This window comes from Pseudomonas schmalbachii (assembly GCF_017589465.1).
Taxonomy (GTDB): Bacteria; Pseudomonadota; Gammaproteobacteria; order Pseudomonadales; family Pseudomonadaceae; genus Pseudomonas; species Pseudomonas schmalbachii.
Genome location: NZ_JAELYA010000003.1, coordinates 75,403 through 95,537 on the forward strand (window position 1 = coordinate 75,403; position 20,135 = coordinate 95,537).

The 20,135-nt window shown below is 66.0% G+C and carries 8 protein-coding genes; 4 read left to right on the forward strand and 4 right to left on the reverse strand.

Going from position 1 to position 20,135, the window contains the following annotated elements; translation table 11 throughout:
• Nucleotides 1–480 precede the first annotated feature (480 nt).
• The 3 genes from mnxG (JFY56_RS09340) to JFY56_RS09350 form a co-directional block, all read right to left on the reverse strand.
• Nucleotides 481–6,231: a manganese-oxidizing multicopper oxidase MnxG gene (mnxG, locus tag JFY56_RS09340; protein ID WP_208313382.1), complete on the reverse strand. Its 5,751-nt coding sequence runs from the start codon at nucleotides 6,229–6,231 to the stop codon at nucleotides 481–483.
• Between the two features lie 509 nt (nucleotides 6,232–6,740).
• Nucleotides 6,741–12,458 (reverse strand): manganese-oxidizing multicopper oxidase MnxG, encoded by a 5,718-nt coding sequence (gene mnxG, locus JFY56_RS09345; protein ID WP_208313744.1) that lies wholly within the window; start codon nucleotides 12,456–12,458, stop codon nucleotides 6,741–6,743.
• Nucleotides 12,459–12,706: 248 nt separating this feature from the next.
• A complete protein-coding gene (locus JFY56_RS09350; protein WP_208313383.1) occupies nucleotides 12,707–13,324 on the reverse strand; it encodes a lytic transglycosylase domain-containing protein in 618 nt (205 codons plus the stop codon).
• 161 nt (nucleotides 13,325–13,485) lie between these two features.
• Between JFY56_RS09350 and gspG the strand changes: the two genes are divergently transcribed.
• The 3 genes from gspG to JFY56_RS09365 all read left to right on the forward strand — a co-directional run bounded on the left by gspG (nucleotide 13,486) and on the right by JFY56_RS09365 (nucleotide 18,586).
• Entirely contained in the window at nucleotides 13,486–13,923 is a 438-nt protein-coding gene (gene gspG / locus JFY56_RS09355; RefSeq protein ID WP_208313384.1) for a type II secretion system major pseudopilin GspG, read from the forward strand.
• A 13-nt stretch (nucleotides 13,924–13,936) separates the two neighbouring features.
• The gene (locus JFY56_RS09360; RefSeq protein ID WP_208313385.1) at nucleotides 13,937–15,127 is read left to right on the forward strand and encodes a type II secretion system F family protein; all 1,191 of its coding nucleotides are present in this window, start codon (nucleotides 13,937–13,939) and stop codon (nucleotides 15,125–15,127) included.
• A 669-nt stretch (nucleotides 15,128–15,796) separates the two neighbouring features.
• Nucleotides 15,797–18,586 carry a multicopper oxidase domain-containing protein gene (locus tag JFY56_RS09365; protein WP_236032536.1) on the forward strand — a complete coding sequence of 930 codons (2,790 nt, stop codon included), beginning with the start codon at nucleotides 15,797–15,799 and terminating at the stop codon, nucleotides 18,584–18,586.
• Between the two features lie 166 nt (nucleotides 18,587–18,752).
• Here JFY56_RS09365 and JFY56_RS09370 read toward each other — a convergent pair whose 3' ends face one another.
• On the reverse strand, nucleotides 18,753–18,998 hold the full coding sequence (locus tag JFY56_RS09370; RefSeq protein ID WP_208313387.1) for a DUF2790 domain-containing protein: 246 nt from the start codon (nucleotides 18,996–18,998) through the stop codon (nucleotides 18,753–18,755).
• A 349-nt stretch (nucleotides 18,999–19,347) separates the two neighbouring features.
• On the opposite strand from JFY56_RS09370, the gene JFY56_RS09375 reads away from it, so the two are divergent.
• Entirely contained in the window at nucleotides 19,348–20,133 is a 786-nt protein-coding gene (locus JFY56_RS09375; protein WP_208313388.1) for a sulfite exporter TauE/SafE family protein, read from the forward strand.
• Nucleotides 20,134–20,135: the final 2 nt, after the last annotated feature.

Sequence of the window (20,135 nt, forward strand, 5' to 3'; positions counted from 1 at the left end):
CCCTGATGAGTGCCATGCATGACCTTCCCTCCCCGGAAAATGGTGCAACACCGGAGCCGCAGCAAGCGTTATGCCATCACGCATAGTCCTTTGGATTCAGATAGTTGCGAGCGCTGTTGAGATGGAAAGGGGGAAAACACCCGGTTTTCCCCCACTTCAGGGCGGGGCCGGTATGGGGAGAAATGTAGGGCGGGTGAAACCCGCCAGATCAACATACCGCGGCCTGCATGTGGCGGGTTTCACCCGCCCTACTCTCGGTCTTGCCGCCGATATCGGAAGGTGTAGGAGCGAGCTCTGCTCGCGAAGCTTTTGTGCTGCTGGTGTTCGCGGGCATGGCCCGCTCCTACGAGGGTGGATGCTCACCCGTAGGAGCGGGCCATGCCCGCGAATCCCGTTCGTGCCACCGAGCGACTGCCGGTGAACCGCCGGTTCCTTGCGCCGGGCGGTTCACCGCACTCTTCATCTCCCTCCCCATGGAACTCACTGGGCCGGTTCGTCGCTCACCCGCAGGATGCCCCACAGCCCGGACAGGTTGCCGAACCCGGCATAGTCGCGGAACAGGTAATCCCCCGGCACCGCGTTGGCGCCCCCGGCGCTGGGGAACATCAGGCTGAAGTGCGAGGCCGGCAGCACGCTCTCCAGGGCGCCGACGTACATCGCCATGGGGTTGTAGCCGAAGCGCACCGAGCTGATTCCGGTCGGGTACATCGGATAGCCGCCGCTATCGGACTTCTCGGCCTGGAACGGGTTGAACGGCCACAGGTGCCCGCCCAGCTGGAAGGTCGAACCCCGGCTGCCGCCGGTCGCCATCAGCAGGTGCATGCGGAACGGCTGGCCGGGTTTCACCCGCAGCACCGGCGTCACCGGATCGCCGCCCACCAGCGCGTTGCTGTGCGCCATGTGCGCGTTGGCGATGTCCGCCAGGCCGAAGCCCTGGGCGCTGACGAAGGGCGAGTCCGGGGCGAAGCCGAAGCGGTACCACAGCGGTTCGGTCTTGTAGTTGATCGCCATGTTGGAGTTGTCCTGCGGGTCGGTCGCCAGGCCCGCGCCCTCCGCAGCGATGTTCTCCACCGGCGCGCCGTTGGCCCAGCGCATGTTCAACGCCTTGTTCCAGACCATGGTGAAGTCGCGGTACGCCGGGGCCGGCGCCAGCGGGGTCACCGTGGCATTGGCGCGCGACGAGGCGTCCTCGGTCCAGGTGGCGCCTTGCGGATGGACCGTCATCGCGCCAGCCAAACCTTTCTGCGGCTGCTTGATGATGTCCGCCGGGGTCAGGTTGAGGCCGCCGAACTCGATGGCGGTGGCGTTGATGTTGTCCACCGTGCGACCGAGCTGGGTGACCGGCCGGCCTTCGCGCTCCAGGTGACCCGCGTAGTACTGGTAATTGCGGGTCGGCCAGGCGCCGCTGTTGCCGGCGCGCGGCGGTACCGTCTGCACCCAGTTGCGGCCGACGTTGACACCATCGGACTTGGTCACGTCGTAGGACAGCAGCTGCGCATGCAGACCGACGTGGCTGGACGGACGCATCAGGTTGTTGCCGAAGGTGGTCGCGCCGTGGGAATCGAAGCGGTTGCGCTTGACCACGCCATGCATGGTGGCGAGGGTCGGCAGGTCCGGCATCAGCGTCGGCAGGCGGTTCTCCAGAGTGACGTTGATGCAGTCGCCGGCGTTCACCCGCAGGGTCAGCGGCTCGATCGGCACGCCCGCTTTCAGCTTGCCGGTGGCCGGGTCGAGGTCGGCCTTGCGCACGTACAGGATCGCGGTCGGGTCGTGCAGCGGCCCGGACTGCCCGCCGATGGTGATCACCTCGCCCTCCTCCGGCTCGACGATGGTCACCTGCGGAATGCTCACTGCGCGCGGGTTGTAGACCAGGGTGCCGCCGTTCGGGTTGAGCGTACCGCCGACATGCATGGTCGCGTTCTGCGGATCGCCGATGGTCAGGGCGAGCGGATTCGGCAGGATGTCGTTGGCCAGCGCGGCGACGATCTCGAAGTTACGCTTGGGCGTCGGACGGCTGCCGATCCCGTTCGGGTTCGGGCTGGTGCGCGGGCAGATACCGTCGAAGGCGGTGGTGTTGCGCGCGGTGACCGGTTTCGGGTTGTTCGGCAGCGCCACCAGGTCGTTGCGCGCCGTGCTGTAGTTGCGCATCACGCCCCAGATGCCGTTCCAGTAGCCCTCCAGCGAGGCATCCATGGAGTACAGGTGGTCGGCGGTATCGCCGTCCGCGCTGGACATCATCGACACCGGCGCGACGAAGCCGAACTGCTCGGAGATACCGACCATCTGCGCCGAACGCCAGCCGGAGTTGGAGCTGCTGCCGAAGCCGGTGCCGGAGTGCAGCCACTTCACGCCGTGCAGGGTGACGTTGTGCTCCTCCTCGTAGCCGCCGGCATTCACCCGCAGCCGCACGTTGTCGCCGGTATAGGTGCGCAGCATCGGGGTGAACGGATCGCCCGGCTCGTCGCCCTTGTTGATGTGCGGCGGGAACAGGGTGACGCCGCCGGTCGGACCGGTCGCCGAGCCGACTTCGCTCGGCCGCAGGTTGAACGCGTCGATCCTGCGGTCGGTGCGGCTCTGCAGGGCGAAGGCGAGGTCGCCGGCATAACCGTCGGCCTGCATGCCCGTCTTGCCGTCCGGGCCGGTCTTCAGCGGATCGTAGATACGCAGGGCCAGCGGCTCGTTGCGGTAGTTGACGGTGAACATGCCGGGGTCATCCACCGAGATGGCCTGCGGACACGGCCGCAGCGGGCAGAACGGCAACTGGCTGGTGTTCAGCTCGACGTTGCCATCCAGCAGCGTGCCCTGCTGGCCGCGCACCGGCGGGTTGATGGTGTAGCGGAAGGTATCGGCGCTCACCGGATAGGCCACGCCATCCGGTATGCCGTCCGGCCCGGCGCCCACGTACACGCCGGCCTCGAAGGCATGCTGGAAGTCGCTGTATTCGAGGAAGAACTCGCGGAAACTGTCGTTCTTGCCGTCGCCGTCGATATCGCCGGTGCTGACGATCGCCTGCCACGAGGTCGGCCCGCCGTCATGCCGGGTATAGAACGGCTCGCCGGTTTCCGAATGCGCCCAGGTCGAGCCGGCCGGCTCGGCCAGCACGGTGGCGTACAGCCCGAGCTGCTGGTGGGTGGACGGGCCGAAGTGGTCGTGGGTGAAGATGTTGCCCAGGCCACGGTCGATACCGCGGGTGTTCACCACCGGATCGGCGAACCAGCGCTGCATCTGCGTGCGCGCACCGACCCAGTCGGCACGCCCGTAGCGGCTGAAGAACGGGTGGTTGGTGGGTTTCGGGCAGGCCTGGTTGCCGTCGCGGGCATCGCCCTCCTCGCAGTGGTTGTAGTGGCGGATGGCTTCGATGCGCTCGACCACGGTGGCCGGGGAAAGTATGCCGTCCTCGTAGTTCCAGCCGTTGGCCGCGCCGTCGGCGGAAACCACGTCCCACTTCGGCAGGTGGATGTGCTGGCCGACCACGTCGGTCGGTGTACGCACCTGATAGTCGTCCAGCTCGTAGAAGGACGGGATCAGGTTGGTGTGCTGGTACTGCACGCAGTCGAAGGTGTTGATCCGCATGACCAGAGGCTCGGGCGCCTTCTGCTTGGTGATGATCGGCCAGACGTCCTCCCACAGGGTAAAGGAGCGGGCCTGCGGGAAGTGGTAGCCGGCCTTGTTGAACACCGCGTCGAACTGGATGGCCGCCCCCTTGTAGATGCGCGGGTGGTCGGCGGTGTATGGCGAGGAGCCGGTGAAGGACATGGCCGCCGGGCTTTCGCCGCTGTTGAACAGCCCGGCGCCGGCCGATGCGGTCAGGCGTTTCTGCCGGTCATCCACGCAGGGTTCGTAGAATGGCGCACCGGCCACCGGCGGCGAGCCGTTGGTGCGGAACGCGGCCGGGCGGGTCTGCAATCCCGGCAACAGCGCATAGCTGGGGTGCTCGGCCTTGGCGTGGTAGGCCATGGCGGCCTGCTCGACGTCGGTGCCCTCTTCCGGCATGTAGATCGCCCGGGCGCGGGTGATCACCTTGGAGAAGTCCAGCTTGGTCATGCTGGCGACCGCTTCGCCGCCGGCGGCCACGCCATCCAGCGCGTGCCGTGGCAGGCCGCCATCCCAGCCGGCGACCTGGTTCGGGTCGAGGTTGGCCCACAGCGGGTTGCCGGAATCGCGCAGCTCCCTGGCCTTGTACGGATCGAGCATATCCAGCGGCGGGGTCGGCGGACGCTGGCCGACGCTGCTTTCCATGCCGCCGATCCAGAACGGGAAGCCGGGGTTCTTCAGCACGCCGTTGACGTAGTTTTCCGGGCTGCGGTCGACCAGAGCGACGGAGCCGATGGCGCCTATGACGCTATCGTCGCCGCCATCCTCGCCGTCGTCATTGGCGGCAACCTGGGTTTCGCCCATCTTCGGCACCACGGTCACCTTGCCCGGCATCGGCGGCATGGCCTTGCCCGGCAGCGGGACGATGGCCGGGATCGGTGTGCCGGCGATGATCTCGCCATCCGGCAAGGCGCGCGCACCGGCTGCCGGCAGACCGCTGCGCAGGGCGAAGGGTTGGCTGTGGTAGCTGTCCGCACCGTCGCCGGAAACCGCCAGTCTGGTGCCCTCTTCGAACACGTCATGCACCCGCCACATGTTCCACATGCCCTGGGCGAAGTGCGGGTAGAAATGGCAATGGTAGATGGAGTCGCCGGATACGCGGTTGCGGTTGCCCGAACCGCCGTTGGCGATCTCGTAGGTGTAGGAAGATCCCGGGCCGATGGCCTGGGCATCCATGTAGTCGGAGTTGTCGTCGTTGGGGTTGAACAGCCACTGGTGCGCGTGCAGGTGGAAGATGTGCTGCTCGTAACCCTGGTGGGTGTTGCGCATCTTGACGAAGTCGCCGATGTAGCTGTGGTTGACGTTGGACGGCTCGGCCGGATACAGCGCCATGCTCGCCTTGATGCCGACGGCTTCCGGCGGCGGCTCCACGCCGGGCGCGAGGGTTTCCAGGCCGACGTTGGCCGGCACGTCCACCAGCATCCCGGCGTCGCCGACGGTGTGCGCGCTGAGGAAGAATTCCTCGTAGGCGCAGGACAGGCAGTCGTGCATCGGCCCGACGCCAAGGCGGTTGCCGATGATTTCCGCGCCGATGGCATTGGCGCCGAAGTTGATCAGGAAGGAGTCGCGGGTCGGCTCCAGCACATGACCGAATACCGGGTCGGCGTAGTAGGCCGGGAATGCCTGGGTGACCACCGCCTCGTCCTGGAACATCACGGCGAAGTCGCGGAACGGTTCCAGCCGGTTGGGCAGCGCCGGGTTGCGCTTGCCCTTGCTTTCCAGCGGATAGGTGGAAGGCGGGAAGCTGCCGTCCTGGTTCGGCCCCATGACCACGGCGTCGCTGTCGCTGGCGACGATCTCGTTGCCGTTGACCATGTTGATGATCGGCAGTCCGGCCTTGCCTTCGCTGAGCCACGGCTCGACCTGCGGATAGCGCGCCTCGTAGTCGATCACCGGCTGGCCGGTCGGCGTGCGGCCGGTGGTCGCCAGGCGCATTTCCTCTTCGGTGAGGGTATTGCGGTAGGCACGGCCGGCCTTGGGCAGCACCACGACCTGGCCGAACAGGCCGTTGCCGACGTTGCCGGCACTGCCTTCGCCGCCGAAGCTGGTGCCCGGGTTGCCGACGGCGAATGCGCCTTCGCGTTCGGCGTAGAGGGTGTAGGTACGGCTGGTGCCGGGCAGCGCCAGGTAGTTGTCGTTGCGGCCGACGTTGCCGGCGATGTCGGCGATGGAGTTGACCGCCTGCATGCCGGTGACATGGAAGCCGACATGGCGGTCGGCGACCTGGTCGTTGGCCTCGACGATCACGCCATGCCCCGCTTCATGTTCTTCCTCGGCGCCGCCTTCGGGATGGCTGCCATTCGGGTTGGCCTGGAACGCCAGCAGGTTCTCCAGGTGGACGGTCAGGCAGTCGCCGGCGGCCACGCGCAGCACCAGCGGACGCGGACGCTTGTCCGGGCGCAGGCTGACCTTGCCGGGCACCGCGGCGCCGCCACGGCTGAGCGGCACGCCGCGGTCGTCCACCACGTCCTGGCGCAGGGCGTACAACATGCCGTTGACGTTCTGCGCGCCCATGCGGTTGAACATCAGTGGCTGGTCGAGTGCGACCACGTTGGCCACCAGATTCCGCGCGCAACTGGCAGCCGCTTCCGCCTCGTCGCTTTCGGCTGCGCCGAACAGCAGCGCCAGGGCCATCATCCCTTTGCCGCTCCACCGGCACAGGAGATCGTTCCTGGCAGATCGTTGATGACGGTTACGCATGGCCTTCCCTCCCCGGAAAAATGCTGTAACAACCGGGGTTCGGCAATAGCCGTGCCATAGGCCTGAAATGCTTTCAGTTCAAAAAGTTACAGTTTTGTTTCAGCCCCTGATGGTGGGGGATATCGCTCACTCCCCCACTATGGGGATCGCCGTTTTCCTTACGTTTGCCCCCTATTCGATCCCACGGGTTGCAATGCCCACCGTAGGTTGGCGCTGAGCTTGCGAAGCCCAACAAGCATGGCGCGATGCCCACCGGATGTTGGGCTTCGCTGCGCTCAGCACCAACCTACGCGGGTTCTGGCTCAGCCACGTCGTTTCATTGCTGGCTTTTTCCTTACGCTTGCCCCCAATTCCGAGTGACTGCCGGCGGGCCGCCGCGACGTACTGCCCGGCGGCCCACCGCACTCTCCCCCCGCCCTTTTGCAAGACGAGCCCGCGCCGAAGAATCAGGGCGCCGGCTCGTTGCTCACCCGCAAGATTCCCCACAAACCGGACAGGTTGCCGAAACTGGCATAGTCGCGGAACAGATAGTCCCCCGGCACCGCATTGGCTCCGCCGGCGCTGGGGAACATGAAGCTGTAATGCCCGGCCGGCAGGAGGTTTTCCTGGGCACCGATATAGGTCGCCAGCGGGTTGAGGCCGAAGCGCACCGAACCGACGCCCGGCGGGAATTGCGGGAAGCCATCGGCATCGCTCTTCTCCGCCAGGAACGGGTTGAACGCCCATACGTGCCCGGCGAGCTGGAAGGTGGTGCCACGGCTGCCGCCGCTCGGCAGCAGCAGGTGCGTGCGGAACGGCTGCCCCGGCTTCACCCGCAGCACCGGCGTCGCCGGGTCGCTGCCCACCAGTTCGTTGCTGTAGGCCATGTAGGCGTTGGGGACGTCGGCCAGGCCGAAGCCGCCGGCATGGCTGAACGGCGTGTCCGGCGCCAGGCCGAAGCGGAACCACAGGGGCTCGCTGCGGGAGTTGATCGCCATGCCGCCGCTGTCCTGGGTGTCGGCGGGAATGCCGGCGCCTTCCCCGCCGATGTTCTCCACCGGCGCGCCATCGGCCCAGCGCAGGTTCAGGCCCTTCTGGAACACCAGGGTGAAATCGCGATAAGCCGCTGCCGGCGCCGGCGGCTGCACCGTGGCGGACAGCCGCGAGGAGGCATCCTCGGTCCAGGTCGCTCCCGCCGGCAGCACCGTCATCGCCCCGCCGAGGCCTTTCTGCGCTTGCTTGATGACATCCGCCGAGGTCAGGTTGAGGCCGCCGAACTCGACCGGTGTGGCGTTGATGTTGTCCACGGCGCGGCCGAGCTGGGTAATCGGCTTGCCCTCGCGCTCCAGGTGACCGGCGTAGTACTGGTAGCTGCGGGTCGGCCAGGCGCCGCTGTTGCCCGCCCGTGGCGGCACGGTCTGCACGCCGTTGATGCCGACGTTGAAGCCGTCCGACCTGCTCATGTCATAGGCCAGCAACTGGGCGTGCAGGCCGACGTGGCTGGACGGCCGCATCAGGTTGTTGCCGAAGGTGGTGGACCCGTGCGGGTCGAAGCGGTCGCGCTTGATCGCGTTCTGCGTCACCGCCCGGGTCGCCAGGTCCGGCATGACTTCCGGCAGGCGGTTCTCCAGGGTGACATTGACGCAGTCGCCGGCATTCACCCGCAGCACCAGCGGCTCGACCGGCACGCCCGGCTTCAGCTTGCCGGTGGCGGGATCGAGGTCGGCCTTGCGCACGTACATGATCGCGGTCGGGTCGTGCAGCGGGCCGGAGTGGCCGCCAATGGTCGTGACCGTGCCGTCCTCGGGCTCGACCACGGTGACCTGCGGAATGCTCGTCGCACGGGAGTTGTAGACCAGCGTGCCGCCGCCGGGCTTGAGCGGCCCGCCGACATGCTGGCTGGCGTTAGGCGGATCGCCGATGGCGACGTTGTACGGGTTGCCGAGAATGTCGTTGGCCAGCGCCACCACCACGTCGAAATTGCGCTGCGGAGTCGGCCGGCTGCCGATGCCGGTCGGATTCGGTCCGGTGCGCGGGCACACGCCATCGAAGGCCGTGGTGTTGCGCGCGGCCACCGGCTTCGGGTTGTTCGGCAGGGCCGCCAGATCGGCGCGCTGGCTGGTGTAGTTGCGCATCACGCCCCAGATGCCCGACCAGTAGCCTTCAAAGGAAGCATCCATCGAGTACAGGTAGTCTGCGGTGTCGGCGGTGGCACTGGACATCATCGCCACCGGTGCATTGAAGCCGAGCTGTTCGGAGATGCCGATCATCTGCGCCGAGCGCCAGCCGGAGGTCGGACTGCTGCCGAAACCGCTGCCGGAGTGCAACCACTTCACGCCGTGCAGGGTGATGTTGTGGGTTTCCTCGTAGCCGCCGGCGTGGACGCGCAGGCGCACGTTGTCGCCGGTGTAGGTACGCAGCATCGGGGTGAACGGGTCGCCGGGCATGTCGCCCTTGTTGATGTGCGGCGGGAACAGGGTGACGCCGCCGGTGGGCCCGGTCGCCGCGGCGATCTCGCTGGGGCGCTTGTTCAGCGCATCGATCCTGCGGTCGGTGCGGCTCTGCAGGGCGAAGGCGAGGTCGCCGGCATAGCCGTCGGCCTGCATGCCGGGCTTGCCGTCCGGGCCGGTTTTCAGCGGATCGTAGATGCGCAGGCCGAGCGGCTCGTTGCGGTAGTTGACGGAGAACATGCCGGGGTCCTCGCCGTCGATGATCTGCGGGCACGGACGGCTCGGGCAGCCCGGCATCTCGCCGCCGGCAAGGTCCGTGCCGCCATCCAGCAGATTGCCGGAGCCGCCGCGCATCGGCGGGTTGATCGCATAGCGGAAGCTGTCGGCACTGGCCGGATAGGCAGCCGGATTCGCCACGCCGTCCGGCCCCGCGCCGACATACACGCCGGCCTCGTAGGCATGCTGGAAGTCGCTGTATTCGAGAAAGAACTCGCGATAGCTGTCGTTCTTGCCGTCGCCATCCAGGTCGGTGGTGTTGACCAGCGCCTCCCACGAAGTCGGCCCGCCATCATGCCGGGTGTACAGCGGCTCGCCGGATTCCGCCTGGTTCCAGGTCGAGCCCGCCGGTTCGGCCAGCACGGTGGCATACAGGCCGATCTGCTGGTGGGTGGAGGGGCCGAAGTGGTCGTGGGTGAAGATGGTGCCCAGGCCCCGGTCGATGCCCCGGGTATTCACCACCGGGTCGGCGAACCAGCGCTGCATCGCCGTGCGCGCGCCCAGCCAGTCGCCGCGCCCGTAGTGGCCGAAGAACGGGTGCTGCCTGGCCTGCGGACATGCCGGCGTGCCGTCGCGGGAGTCGCCCTCTGCGCAGCCGTTGTAGGCGCGGATGGCGTGGATGCGCTCGACCACCGTCTGCGGCGAGAGGATGCCGTCCTCGTAGTTCCAGCCGTTGCCGGAACCGTCGGCGGAAACGATGTCCCACTTCGGCAGATGGATGTGCTGGCCGACCACATCGGTCGGGGTGCGGATCTGGTAGTCGTCCATTTCGTAGACGGCCGGGATCAGGTTGGTCTGCTGGTACATCACGCAGTCGAAGGTGTTGATCCGCATGACCAGCGGTTCCGGCGCCTTCTGCTTGGTGATGGTCGGCCAGACGTCCTCCCACAGGGCGAGCGCGCGGCTCTGCGGGAAGTGGTAGCCGACCTTGTTGAACACCGCGTCGAACTGGATATCGGCGGCCTTGTAGACACGCGGATGGTCGGCGGTGAACGGCGAGGAACCGCTGAAGGTCATGGCGTTCAGGCTCTCGCCACTGTTGAACAGGCCGGCGCCGGCACTACTGGTCAGGCGCTTGCCGCGGTCGTCCATGCACGGCTCGAAGTACGGCGCCCCCGCGGTCGGCGGGGCGCCATTGGTGCGGAACGCGGCCGGCCGGGTCTGCCCGCCCGGCAGCACCATGTAGCTGGGGTGGTCGGGCCTGGAGTGATAGATCATCGCCGCCTGCTCGACATCGGTCCCCTCCTCCGGGAAGTAGATCGGCCTGGCGCGGGTCAGTTCCTTGGAGAAATCCAGCGGCGTGGTATGCACCACCGCCTCGCCCCCGGCGGCGAAGCCATCCAGGGCATGCCGTGGCAGGCCGCCGTCCCAGCCGGCCACCTGGTTCGGATCGAGGTTGGCCCACAGCTGATTGCCGGAGTCGTGCAGGACCCTGGCCTTGTAGGGATCGAGCATGTCCAGCGGCGGGGTCGGCGGACGCTGGCCGACGGAGCTTTCCATGCCGCCGATCCAGAACGGGAAGCCGGGGTTCTTCAAGGTGCCATTGACGTAGTTTTCCGGGCTGCGGTCGACCAGCGCGACGGAGCCGACGGCGCCTTCGACTTCCTCGCCATTGCCATCGAGCCGCTTGCCGATCTTCGGCACCACGCTGACCTTGCCCGGCATCGGCGCCATGGCCTTGCCCGGCAGCGGCACGATGGCCGGGATCGGCGTGCCGGCGACGATCTCGCCATCCGGCAGCGCGCGTGCGCCGGGAGCCGGCAGGCCGCTACGCAAGGCGAACGGCACGCTGTGGAAGCCATCGCCACCCTGCGCCGACACCGCCAGCTGCGTGCCCTGCTCGAACACATCGTGCACCCGCCACATGGTCCACATGCCCTGGGCGAAGTGCGGATAGAAGTGGCAGTGATAGATGGCGTCGCCGGATACGCGGTTGCGGTTGCCCGAACCGCCGTTGGCGATCTCGTAGGTGTAGGAGGCGCCGGGGCCGAGACCCTGGGCGTCCATGTAGTCGGAGTTGTCGTCGTTGGGATTGAACAGCCACTGGTGCGCGTGTAGGTGGAAGACGTGCTGCTCCTTGCCCTGGTGGGTGTTGCGGATCTTGACGAAGTCGCCGATGTAGCTGTGGTTGACGTTGGATGGCTCGGCCGGATAGAGCGCCATGCTCGCCTTGATGCCGAGCGCTTCCGGCGGCGGCGTCTGGCCGGGGCCGATGTTTTCCAGGCCGACGTTGGCCGGTACGTCCACCTGCATGCCCGCGTCCCCTACCGTGCTGGCATTCAGGAAGAATTCCTCGAAGGCGCAGTCCAGGCAGTCGTGCATCGGCCCGACGCCGAGGCGGTTGGCGACGATTTCCGCACCGATGCCGCCGCTGCCGTAGTTGATCATGAAGGCGTCGCGGCCCGACTCCAGCACGTGGCCGAACACCGGGTCGGACCACCAGGCCGGGAATGCCTGGGTCACGACGCTTTCGTCCTCGAACAGCGCGGAGAAATCGCGGAACGCTTCCAGCCGGTTGGGCAATGCCGGGTTGCGCTTGCCCTTGCTCTCCAGCGGATAGGTGGACGGCGGGAAGCTGCCGTCGCTGTTCGGCCCCATGACGATGGCGTCGCTGTCGCTGTCGACGATCTCGTTGCCGTCGACCATGGCGAGGATCGGCGTGCCGGCCTTGCCTTCGGTGATCCACGGCTCGCGGCTCGGGTAGCGCGCCTCGTAGTCGATCACCGGCTGGCCGGTCGGCGTGCGCCCGATGCTCGCCAGGCGCATCTCCTCTTCAGTCACGGTATTGCGGTAGGTGCGGCCGTACTTCGGTTCGACCACCACCTGGCCGAACAGGCCATTGCCGGCATTCCCGGCGCTGCCTTCGCCGCCGAAGGTGGCGCCCTGGCTGCCGACGGCGAATGCCCCTTCGCGCTCGGCGTACAGCGTGTAGCTACGGCTGGCGCCGGGCTCGACCAGATAGTTGCCGTTGCGGCCGACGTTGGAAGCGATATCGCCGATGGAGCTGACCGGCTGCATGCCATTGACCAGGAAGCCGACATGGCGGTCGGATACCTGGTTATCGGCCTCCAGTTCCAGCGCCTCGTTCTCCTGCTCGCCGTCCTCTTCCCCGGCAGCGTTCCCCGCACCCCGGTCGCTGTGCGGGTTGGCCTGATAGGCGAGAAGGTTCTGCAGGTTCACCGTCAGGCAATCGCCGGCGGCCACCCGCAGCACGATCGGACGCGGGCGCTTGTCCGGACGCAGGCTGACCTTGCCGGGCTCGGCCAGGCCACCGCGGGTGAGCAGCACGCCATGGTCGTCCACCACGTCGCGGCGCAGGGCGTAGATCATGCCGTTGACGTTCTGCGCGCCGAGGCGGTTGAACATCAGCGGCTGGTCGAGGGCCACCACATTGGCCACCAGGTTACGCTCGCAGCGCACCGCCGCCTGCGCTCCGCCGCCAGCCAGGTACAGCGACATGGCCAGCAGCCCCGCACTACTCCACGCAGAAAGTCCCTTTTGCCGACGACGTTGCTCGATCATGGCGGTCTCCCCGGCCAAATGGCCCGACAGAAGCGCCTCGGCAATAGGCATGCCATGTCCCGGAGCCCGCCATTTCTGCAATATTTAGAAACATTTCAGAGTGGGTGGGGAAAATTCCCCAGCGAAATTCCCCGCAAGAGGGGCGCTTCACCACTTCACGGGAATCGGGCGGGCCTGGTTGGCGATCAGAGCGGAGCGTTGGGCGCGAGGCCCTGCAGGCGGCGGAATTCTTCGAGCACGCTGGGCACGTAGCGCTGGGTTTCGGCATACGGCGGGATGGCCCGGCCGCTGCGGCTGACCGCCGTGGGACCGGCGTTGTAGGCGGCGACGGCGAGGGGAATGTCGTTGCCGAACATCTGCAGCAGGCTCTTCAGGTAGCGCGCGCCGCCCTGGATGTTCGCCGTCGGGTCCCAGACGTCGTTCACGCCCATGTCCCGCGCGGTGTCCGGCATCAGCTGCATCAGCCCCGCCGCGCCCTTGGGCGACAGCGCCGCCGGGTTGTAGCGCGACTCGGTGCTGATCACCGCATGCAGCAGCGCCGGGGGCAGGTCGTTGGCGCTGGCCGCCGCGCTGACCACGTCGGCGTACGGCCGGTCCTCGGCGCGCCGGCCATCGACGAAACGCACCGCCTTGCGCGCAGGGCGGATCGCCGGCTCGCGCACGACCTTCAGATAGGTGCGCCCCGGTCGCTTGATGTTCGACAGGGTCAGGCTGCCATCGGCCCCCTCCGACACGTAGATATCGGCCTCTGCGCGCTCCCCGGCGAACACCGCGAGCAACAGCGCGACGACTGCGATTCGCATCCTTGGCACCTCTTCCCGTCGATGGGGCCGATTCCCCGCCTTCCAGTTTTCAGCAAAGCCTATGCCGGGCATCCAGGCCACTGGACGCCTTCGTGCACGGCTCTTGCAGGGAGGCGCTATGCTCGATTCTGGGTATCGACAAGAAAGCATTGGAGGCGACCATGAAGTACCGCGCACGGTTCGCGCATTTCCGCCAGCGGGGGTTCACCCTGCTGGAACTGCTGGTGGTGCTGGTGGTGCTCGGCCTGCTGGCCGGCATCGTCGCGCCGAAGTACTTCAGCCAACTCGGCCGTTCCGAAGTCAAGGTCGCCCGCGCGCAGGTGGAAAGCCTGGGCAAGGCGCTGGATCTCTATCGGCTGGAGGCGGGGCACTACCCTTCCACCGAACAGGGGCTGCAGGCGCTGGTGGTGAAACCCGGCGACGAGGCCAAGTGGGCCGGCCCCTATCTGCAGAAAGGCGTGCCGAAGGACCCGTGGGGTCGCGATTATCTCTACAAGGCGCCGGGGGACAACGGCGACTACGACCTGACCACCCTGGGCAAGGATGGCCAGCCGGGCGGCGATGGTGAGAACGCTGACGTAAACAGCTGGCAGCAGTAAGCGGAGGCCGAGCATGCGCTTTCTCGTCAAGGGGGTCGGGAAGCAGTCGGGAGTGGTGTCGCTGGTGGTCGACGCCAGCAATGCCGCCGATGCCAGGCGCCAGGCGGAAGACCAGGGCATGCGCGTGCTCGCCCTGCACAACGAGCAGCGCTGGTCGCTGGCCAACCTGCGCAAGAAGGAACAGTTCCCGCTGGTGCTGTTCAGCCAGGAACTGACCACCCTGCTGAACGCCGGCCTGCCGCTGATCGACGCGCTGGAAAGCCTGGCGGAGAAGGAATCCTCGCCGGCGGCGCGCAAGACTCTCGAAGAACTGGTGCGCCTGCTCTACGAGGGCAAGTCGTTTTCCCAGGCGCTGACCCAGTTCCCGGCGATCTTCCCGGCACTGTACGTCGCCCTCGTGCAGTCCAGCGAGAAGACCGGCGCGGTGGGCGATGCCCTGGGCCGCTACGTGGCCTATCGCAACCGCATGGACGAAGTGCGGCAGAAGATAGTCAGCGCGTCGGTCTACCCGCTGTTGCTGCTGCTGGTCGGCGGCGGCGTGATGCTGTTCCTGCTCGGCTACGTGGTGCCGCGCTTCAGCCTGGTGTTCGAAGGGCTGGGTTCGAACCTGCCGTGGCTGTCACAGGTGCTGATGAAGACCGGCCTGTTCCTCCACGCGCACCAGGGCGAGATGCTTGGCGGCGGCCTGTTCGCAGTGGTGGCGCTGGTGCTGCTGTGGCGCCAGCCGCGCTTCCGCGCCCTGCTCGGCCGGCAGATCGAACGGATTCCCGCCGTGCACCAGCGCCTGCTGACCTATGAACTGGCGCGCTTCTACCGCTCGCTGGGCATCCTGCTGCAGGGCGGCATCCCGATCCTCACCGCCATGGGCATGGTCCGCAACCTGCTCGGCGCGGCGTCACGCGGCCGGCTGGATCTGGCCACCGAGCGCATCCGCGAGGGCTATGCGCTGTCCCGCGCGCTGGAGGAATACCACCTGTCGACCCCGGTATCGCTGCGCATGCTGCGGGCCGGCGAACAGTCGGGCAACCTCGGCAAGATGATGGAACGCACCGCCGACTTCTACGACGAAGAGATCAGCCGCTGGATCGAATGGTTCGTGCGGCTGTTCGAGCCGCTGCTGATGGCCTTCATCGGCCTGGTCATCGGCGTCATCGTCATCCTGATGTACATCCCGATCTTCGAGCTGGCCGGCAGCATCCGCTGAGGTCCGGCGTTCCGGCGCGGGATCACTCTCCCCGAGGACTCCGCCCCGACGCCTGGGCATGCGCCCTGCACGCTCCCGTCGCACACCTCTCCACACGCCCTCCCCCGGTACCCCCAATTTCGGGGAAGTCAATTTATTGGCTTTTCTTCCCTGAGCATTCCGATCTTTTTCTGACAGACGATCGAAAACGCAAATAGATAGTCAGTTAATGGATAGCAAACACCTATTGACCGTCATCGGAATTTAACGATTTCTTGGCGTTTCTCGATTGAAAACTGCCAGCAAGGTGCTATTAGTCAATTATCCGACACAACGGCGATACCCCAGCATTGTGCCAGGGGACCCAAAATCGGTGTTCGAATCTTTTATTTTCAATCGCTTGCAAGTCCCGAGCCGATTTTTCTCGGTTATCGCCAATTTAACGATGATTCAGCGGCCTGACAGTGGCCGTGAGCGGGTGTCTCGGCGCATGGAGCGGTTCAGGCCAGGCCGGCTTTTCCAGATGGGGAGTTTCCGTAGTGGTGGGGGACGCATTGGAGATGTCACATGAGCAGGCAACAACAAGACAGTAACGATTCAACCAGGGCTGAACATTCCGAATCCGCTTCCACGGGCCAGGAGCAGCGGTCACGCTTCAAGGAGGCGAGTGTCGCCTTCGGCGCGTTCCTCCTGCTGGGCGGAGGCGTCGCCACCGCGACGGCCGTGTCCCTCGACTATTTCGGCCAGCCGCCCTCCTACGATCCCTCGGCCTATAACGACCCGCCGAGCGATCCCCGGGCCTATGAGCTGAACGGCGTGACGCCGGCGAACAGCGGTTCGTTCGAACAGGCCGGCGGCGTACCGGGCAATCGCAAGACACCACTGGCGAACAACGTCCTGCCGCCAGCCCAGCAGACCTCGTTCAACATCCCCACCAACGGCCGGCCGAGCCCGCTGTTCGGCGCCCAGCCGTTCACCCAGACGCTGCTGTTGTTCGAGGAATTCGGTCCGGTGCCGCTCGACCCCAATCCCTCGCCACCGCCGGGCGGCTTCCCAGCGCCGAAGCCTGGAACGGCGCCCGAGCGCGATCCGGTCGTCGTGCGCAGCTCGCCGGTGGGCACCGAGCTGGACGCCTTCCTGAAATTCCCCGGGCTCTACCCTCTGCCCAGCGAATTTTCCAACGATCGCGACCGCAACCCGTGGTCGCCGCAGATCAGCAGCTTCCTCAAGCGCATGGTGCAGTCGCCCGCCGAAGGCCGTCCGCCGGGACAGGGCTGGGCGCACCAGCGCTACAACGAGTTCTATCCGCAAGGCGCGTTCAAGACCGTGCAGGCCGGCGCGCGGGTCAACGGCGGCGTGCGCGACAGCTATCAGCGGCACGGCTATGGCCAGGGCGAGTTCGGCCCCGCCGGCCTCTACTACCAGTCCTACAACTTCCAGGGCAGCACCAAGGTTCCGGCCTACAAGATCCAGGGCACGACCAAGGGCATCAACGTGCGCTTCCACCCGGACATGCCGATCCAGTCGCACAAGACCATCTGGACCTTCGACGGCACCTTCCCGCCGAAACTGCTGATGGTTCGTCACGGCCAGCCGATCGTCATGCGTCACTACAACGCCCTGCCGATCGATCCGGCCGCCAACGCCGGCTTCGGCCTGCACACCATCACCACCCACGAGCACAACGGCCATACCCCGGCGGAAAGCGATGGTTTCACTGGCGCCTTCTTCTTCCCGGGGCAGTACTACGACTATCGCTGGCCGCTGCAACTGGCCGGCTACGACAGCATCAACACCACGGCCTCCGACCCGCGCGCCGCCTTCCCCTGCGATCCGGGGGAAACGCTGTACGTCAACGATGCGCAACCGGGCCTCAAGCAGTGCATGAATGGCCGGATCAACATCCGTGGCGACTGGCGCGAAACCATGAGCACCCACTGGTATCACGACCACATGCTCGATTTCACCGCGCAGAACGTCTACAAGGGCAACGCCGCGATGATGAACTACTACAGCGCGCTGGACCGTGGCTACGAAGGCCCGCCGATGGACGCCCAGGACCCCAACCTGCGCTTCCCCAGCGGCACGGTGCGCGCCTGGGGCAACCGCGACTACGACGTCAACCTGATGATCCAGGACAAGGCGTGGGATAAGAACGGCCAGCTGTGGTTCAACCCGTTCAACACCGACGGCTTCCTCGGCGACCAGTTGCTGGTGAACTTCCTGTACAAGCCGTATCTGAACGTACGTGCACGCAGTTACCGCTTCCGCCTGCTCAACGGCTCGGTATCGCGCTACATCAAGCTGGCGGTGGTGCGCGAGGTCCAGGGCAACGGCGGCGAGCTGAAGGGCCCGACCACCAAGGTGTCCTACGAACGGGTGCCGTTCCACATGATCGCCAACGACGGCAACGTCATGGAGCACGCCGTGCCGTTCGACGGCAGTATGGATCTCAACGCCAACGGCGATCTGAAGGACAACTTCGGCATCCTGCCGGTACAGGGCATCGCCGAACGCTACGACATCATCATCAACTTCGCGAAGAACGGCATCAAACCTGGGGACAAGATCTACTTCATCAACCTCCAGGAACACGATACCGGTCGCGGCGCCAAACGCACCGTTGCGCTGGCAGACGTGCTATCCGGCGCCTACAAGCCGACCATCAAGGATGCCGACAAGCCGGACAAGGCCAAGTGGGACAAGGGCGACCCGGGCGTCGGCATGTTCCTGCAACTGCGCGTGCAGTCCTACGGCGGCCAGGACCTGGCGATGAACCCGGCGGACTACGAGCCGGCCAAGCCGGCAGCCAATGGTCAACCGGCCAAGCCGGCGGGCCTGAAGATGATCCCGCTGACCATCGACCGCAACGATCCGGCCGACCGCGCGAAGCTGGCCCAGGCACGCCATCGCACCTTCGTCTTCGGTCGCAACAACAACACCGACGAGCAGCCATGGACCATCAAGGTCGACGACAGCCTGGCCTTCTCCATGGACCCGCGGCGCATATCCGCCGCCCCGCAACTGGCCAACGGCCCGACCCAGGCCGGCTTCAGCGGCGATGGCACCCTGGAGGTCTGGAAGATCGAGAACAGCGAGGACGAATGGGAGCACCCGGTGCACGTGCACTTCGAGGAAGGGATCATCCTCAGTCGTGGCGGCAAGGCCCCGCCGGTCTGGGAGCAATGGGCGCGCAAGGACGTCTATCGCGTAGGAGCCCTGGCTGACTCCGACACGCTGAGGAACGTCGAGATCGCCATCCGCTTCCGCGAGTTCGCCGGCACCTACATGGAGCACTGCCACAACACCCAGCACGAGGACACCTCGATGCTGCTGCGCTGGGACGTCGAATATCCCGGTCAGTTCCAGCTCATGCCGACGCCGCTGCCGACCTGGGATGGCGTGACCTACGCGCCGTCCGTAGCCCTGCCGACCTTCCGCAAGGGCGATGGCAAGAAAGGACCGCAAATGCCGTTCTGACAATCGTCGGCTGCAGGGGCTCCCGGGCTATCCGGGGGCCCCTTTTTCATTCATGCCCCTGCCTCTTCGTAGGGCGGGTGCAACCCGCCAAGATTCTTCCGGACTGGCGGGTTTCACCCGCCCTACCTGGTTTCCCGATAACCCGCGAAGAACCTTTTTCTTTGCGTCAGATATCGCTGCACATCGACGTCTGGCGCAGATACTCCAGGACATGCACCTCGCCCCTGGAGTCGACGTAGGTCATCCGCGCCGGGATCACTTCGCAGCGCTCGTTGGGCTGTTCGATGCTGATGACGCGGTCGATATCGAGCTTCATGCCGTACTGATAGACAACCGGCGTTTCGGCTGCAGTGGAGGCCACCGCATGGAACATCAGCGGCGCGCCCAGCAGGCACAGAAGGGTGCGTTTCATGATTGGATCTCCGGTGTACGGGCCGCGGGGCCATGCGCCCCGGGCACACCTGCAATCTAGTGTAGGACGCTTCCCATACACAGAGCGATTCCGGAAAGGGATTGCTGCGTAATCCGCAACAAAAGCCTCTTGTATTGATCGCCGGAGTTCCATTACCGCGAAACGGACGTCTGATCGCCAGTCAATTGCTGAAAACCATGCCGCTATTCAGAGGATTGCCCTCTGTTGAACCACTGTTTCTGGAGCAACAGCTATAACCTAAGACCATAACGATATAATGGGTTATAAGGAAAATCGCTATGCTTCCGGCCAATTTTGGCTTGTTGCGTACCCTCTACAGGAACAGACAATGGAATTTGGCATGACTGGTTTTGTCGTTGCGGGCTTGGTCGTCGGCTTCATCGTCGGCATGACCGGCGTTGGCGGCGGCTCCCTGATGACGCCAATCCTGCTGTGGTTCGGTATCAACCCCGCGACCGCGGTCGGCACCGACCTGCTGTATGCCGCCATCACCAAGTCCGGCGGCGTGCTGGTGCACAAGAAGAACGACAACATCGACTGGAAGATCACGGGCTGGCTGACCCTTGGCAGCGTGCCGGCCGCCGCGCTCACCCTGCTGTTCCTGAAGAGCATCGATTCCGACATGCAGGCGACCAACGCGGTCATCAAGCACGCGCTGGGCTTCGTCCTGCTGCTGACCGCCCTGGCCATCCTGTTCAAGAAGCAATTGATGGCCTTCGCCCAGAAACATGCGGGCGACCACTACCACCTCAGCGGCCGCAGCCTGAATGCGCTGACCGTGCTCACCGGCGTGGTGCTCGGCAGCATGGTCGCGCTGACCTCCATCGGCGCCGGCGCGCTGGGCACCGTGGCGCTGTTCGTGCTCTATCCGTTCCTCGCCACCAAGCGCCTGATCGGCACGGAGATCGCCCACGCGGTGCCGCTGACCCTGGTCGCCGGCCTCGGCCACGCCAGCATGGGCAACATGGACTGGCACCTGCTGGGCTACCTGCTGGTGGGCTCGCTGCCCGGCATCTACCTCGGCAGCCACCTCTCCGGCCGCGTCCCGGACGGCGTCCTGCGCCCCTGCCTGTCGGTGATGCTGTTCACCATCGGCTACAAGCTGGTGTTCTGATC